This window comes from Yersinia pekkanenii (assembly GCF_001152565.1).
In the GTDB taxonomy this organism is placed as follows: Bacteria; Pseudomonadota; Gammaproteobacteria; order Enterobacterales; family Enterobacteriaceae; genus Yersinia; species Yersinia pekkanenii.
Window position 1 is genome coordinate 1 of the sequence record NZ_CQAZ01000112.1, and the last position, 3,363, is coordinate 3,363.

Here is a 3,363-nt window from a genome sequence, read left to right on the forward strand (position 1 = left end):
AAAGCGGCGATGGCCATTGGCCATCTGCAAGCGTGAGGTGTTGCGTCATGGGATGGAAACCCGAAGGGCAGAGACAGCATCGCTGGCTCAGTGCGTAGCATGACAGCCCGCCCGGACGCCCAAAGCACCTGGTATTTCTGCCATCAATCAGGACAAAGAGGCACAGCAGCGAACATGTTCAGAGAAGAAAGCATGAGAAGGGATAAGAGGCTTACTAGTGCGGAGAAATAATGGTGATTTCACTATGAAAGAATAAGAAAAAAACCATAAAATTCATAAATATAAGTATTAAAAAATCGTGGTGAATTTAGCTAAAAAAAGGATGCCATCTGACATCCTATTGTTTATCCCTGACTACCCTTGATAAGACATTCTCTCAACAATACGCTTGATTGCATCATCAATTTCTAACTGTACTTCAGCAGGCATACGAGAAAACTCATATACAACCAGCCGTTTCTTAGTATCAGTTTTCTTCCTCGCAAACTGGTTGCGATCAGAAAAATCGCGTAGCTTTTCGGTTTCAACCGATTTAAGAGGTGCATCCTTAAGCTCTTTGCTCTCAGCTCGAAAGATTGACAATATTTTAACTTTATCAGTTACAGGATTATCAGGATCTTTGTGAATACATCGACGGACGTTCACCATTAGTTCTTCAACTGAAACTCTTTTTTTATTTGCGTCTTCTACTATATGTAACAAAAACTGATAGTCCGACAATGAAATATCATTGATTATTGGAAAAACAGAAATCATTTCATCTGGTACAGAAGCAGCCTGAAATGCACGAGTAACTTTTGCTGGGGAAATATTCTCCACCTGCGCAATTTCTTCTTTTGTCATGCCTTTGTCGTACATGACTTTAAATCGCTTCCCAAGTTCGCGAAGGCTATGTTCTCTAGCCGTCTGAATATCTTTTGCAAGTTGTTGGGCGTCGGCAAGGTCGATCTCATCCTTAGTTACAAGGATCTCGTACTTTACCTGATTAAAAATACAAGCGGCTCGGCGGCGGGTACCATCCAGAACTTCAATTTTCCCATTAACCTCCCGACCAATGGCAGGAAAAAACTGCTGGAGGTTTATCGTACGAGAAATATCACTGACTGACTCGGGCGTGAGCATAGTCTGGTCACGCCCATTAACAGTGGAGTCAACAAACGTCCGTGATTCAATCTCACCACTTAGCACAATGGTATGGACAAATTTAGCCTGTTTACCTGATTTGAGAGTGAAGGTCTTGGAACTATCACCACCTTCTAACATACGTGCAAATTCAGAACTACTATTCCCAAGAACTCGGCCTCGAGACACGATATTTTTCATGCTACCGTCCCTCTGATGTATTCAATCCGGTCAAAAACAGCTTTAGTGAAACGCTCAGCCTCAGTACGAGCCCTCTTAAGCGCCTCTACGCTGCCTGGATAGGACATCGGATTAGCACTAATTATAGTGTCAAATGACTCACCACAACGCTCAAAGCCATCTAGTCGTGGCAATGATGAATCTAGTATGTTGCTGGCATACACCTCACGCGCCAAACTGTGCGATGTTTCATGATCACGTTTATTGGTCATTTTGGACATAAAACCGATACTGGCGCTTAATCGTGGCTCAATGCCTTCATCTTCTAACTGTTCCAGCATTTCTGGCAAACGTGTTAGATATTTAAGAGTCGAATGAAAGTCTACTTGAGCTGGAGGGGTAGGGGTTAATAGCAAATCACTGGCAGCTAAACCATTGAGTAAAAACGGGTCAAGGTGTGGCCCAGTATCAATGAAAATGAAGTCATAATCATTTGCAACACGATCAATTATTTTCTTACGTAATACCTCAGACGGAGAAACCCCTGGTAAGTGCTCAGCCACCAAAGCCGCCCACTGACTAGCAACAAAACCATCATCAATTGACGCAGGGATAACATCAACCCCCGGAACTATTGTCGGGCGGATAACCGTTGTACGAAGTTGTTCTGCATCGAGATCGTTCAGCATTGCCTGAGCTGCTGTTTCGAGTATAGAACCGATGCTATGAGTATGATCCAAAAACATTGTACTAGAGGCTTGTGGGTCAAGATCAATAACAAGAATACGCAGATCGTGACGTAGTAAATCCTGATGTACGCGCAAACCATGCGCCAACGTTACCGTGCTAACAGTTTTTGATACCCCTCCTTTTAGATTCACGACAAAGATCACGTATGGCTCTTTGTGAATATCACGATATTTCGAGATCTTACGATGGTCATAAATATCTATGACGTTCTGAATAGTCAATGCGTACTGCTCAACATTACCCACCTGTTTTTTATTGAAGTGGTAACCACTGTCCTCCATCTCTTTGATAGCCTGCTCGACGATACGACGGCTTAATTTAGGAAGTTTTGCCACAGCATTACGCGTATAGGTCTGATGATACTCGGTAAGATTGAACTCTTTCCGTTGTTCTTCAATGTCCCGACTCATGGCTTTAAGTAAAGCACTAGCCCTCAGAGCAATAGTGCCAACACTACCGTAATCACGTTTCATCATTATTCCCCTAGAGATGGATTCTCTTGCACATTATTAATATGTGAGACTGATTTCAGTGTACACAATAAAATGAAACGTACAACATTTTACTATCATATAATAAAATTGTGTACGTTTCATTTTTTAGTTAATAAGTGACAACTTGGAGATCAGAAGTGATTGTAAGATAGACCTGTTTTTTGAAAATGAGCACATATAGCTTTAGCCTACGCCCTAGTGAAAGTATGTTGCACTCTGCAATAAATACTCTCACATACATTGATTTATCTATTTGAGATATCGAGAATCACTTCATCTAGTATCTATTGCATCTTCCTCAACGCTTCATTTAGGCGTCAATCTGCATGTGATGTAAGCCCGCATTAGCGGGCAAATTTACTTAGTTTGTGAAGTGTGGAATAACCGAACACCGACAGCTCGGGTTATCTCAACAAGACGGGATAAAGTCGGATTTCCATTCTCAGATAAAGATGTATAAAGATGCTGCCGTGATATACCAGATTGTTTGGAAAACTCACCCAATCCGCCTCGGGCTTCAATAACGCGGCGTAGCGCTGTCAAAAAGGCAGGAATACCGCCAGGTTCGTAAATTTCCTCAAATGCCGTCTGTAGATAAATCTCGGCGTAAGATGGGTTTTCTTTTAACTCGGCGATCATCGCGTCGTTATGGTCAACTGCTTTCGCGGAAGATTTCCTTTTATTGGTTGTGATCATATTTTACCTCGCTTGATACTCTCGCCAATAGGTCACTGCCTTATCTAAATCTTTATCCTGTGTAGTCTTATCACCGCCGATGAGTAGGAGAATAATCTCTTTATTTTCTACTGCGTAATAC

At 42.1% G+C, this 3,363-nt stretch carries 3 protein-coding genes; all 3 read right to left on the minus strand.

From position 1 onward, the window contains the following. Window positions 1-354 precede the first annotated feature (354 nt). The 3 genes from AEP37_RS22765 to AEP37_RS22775 all read right to left on the minus strand — a co-directional run bounded on the left by AEP37_RS22765 (window position 355) and on the right by AEP37_RS22775 (window position 3,242). Window positions 355-1,323 carry a ParB family protein gene (locus AEP37_RS22765; protein WP_049615459.1) on the minus strand — a complete coding sequence of 323 codons (969 nt, stop codon included), beginning with the start codon at window positions 1,321-1,323 and terminating at the stop codon, window positions 355-357. Then, window positions 1,320-2,525 carry an AAA family ATPase gene (locus AEP37_RS22770; RefSeq protein ID WP_049615460.1) on the minus strand — a complete coding sequence of 402 codons (1,206 nt, stop codon included), beginning with the start codon at window positions 2,523-2,525 and terminating at the stop codon, window positions 1,320-1,322. Before AEP37_RS22770 ends, AEP37_RS22765 begins: the two co-directional genes overlap by 4 nt. A gap of 378 nt (window positions 2,526-2,903) precedes the next feature. Next, on the minus strand, window positions 2,904-3,242 hold the full coding sequence (locus AEP37_RS22775; protein WP_049615461.1) for a helix-turn-helix domain-containing transcriptional regulator: 339 nt from the start codon (window positions 3,240-3,242) through the stop codon (window positions 2,904-2,906). Between the last annotated feature and the right edge of the window lie 121 nt (window positions 3,243-3,363).

Excerpts from the sequence above, each read along its gene's own strand:
- AEP37_RS22770 (WP_049615460.1), bottom strand. The coding sequence starts at position 2,525 with ATGAAACGTGATTACGGTAGTGTTGGCACTATTGCTCTGAGGGCTAGT.
- AEP37_RS22775 (WP_049615461.1), bottom strand. The coding sequence starts at position 3,242 with ATGATCACAACCAATAAAAGGAAATCTTCCGCGAAAGCAGTTGACCAT.
- AEP37_RS22765 (WP_049615459.1), bottom strand. The coding sequence starts at position 1,323 with ATGAAAAATATCGTGTCTCGAGGCCGAGTTCTTGGGAATAGTAGTTCT.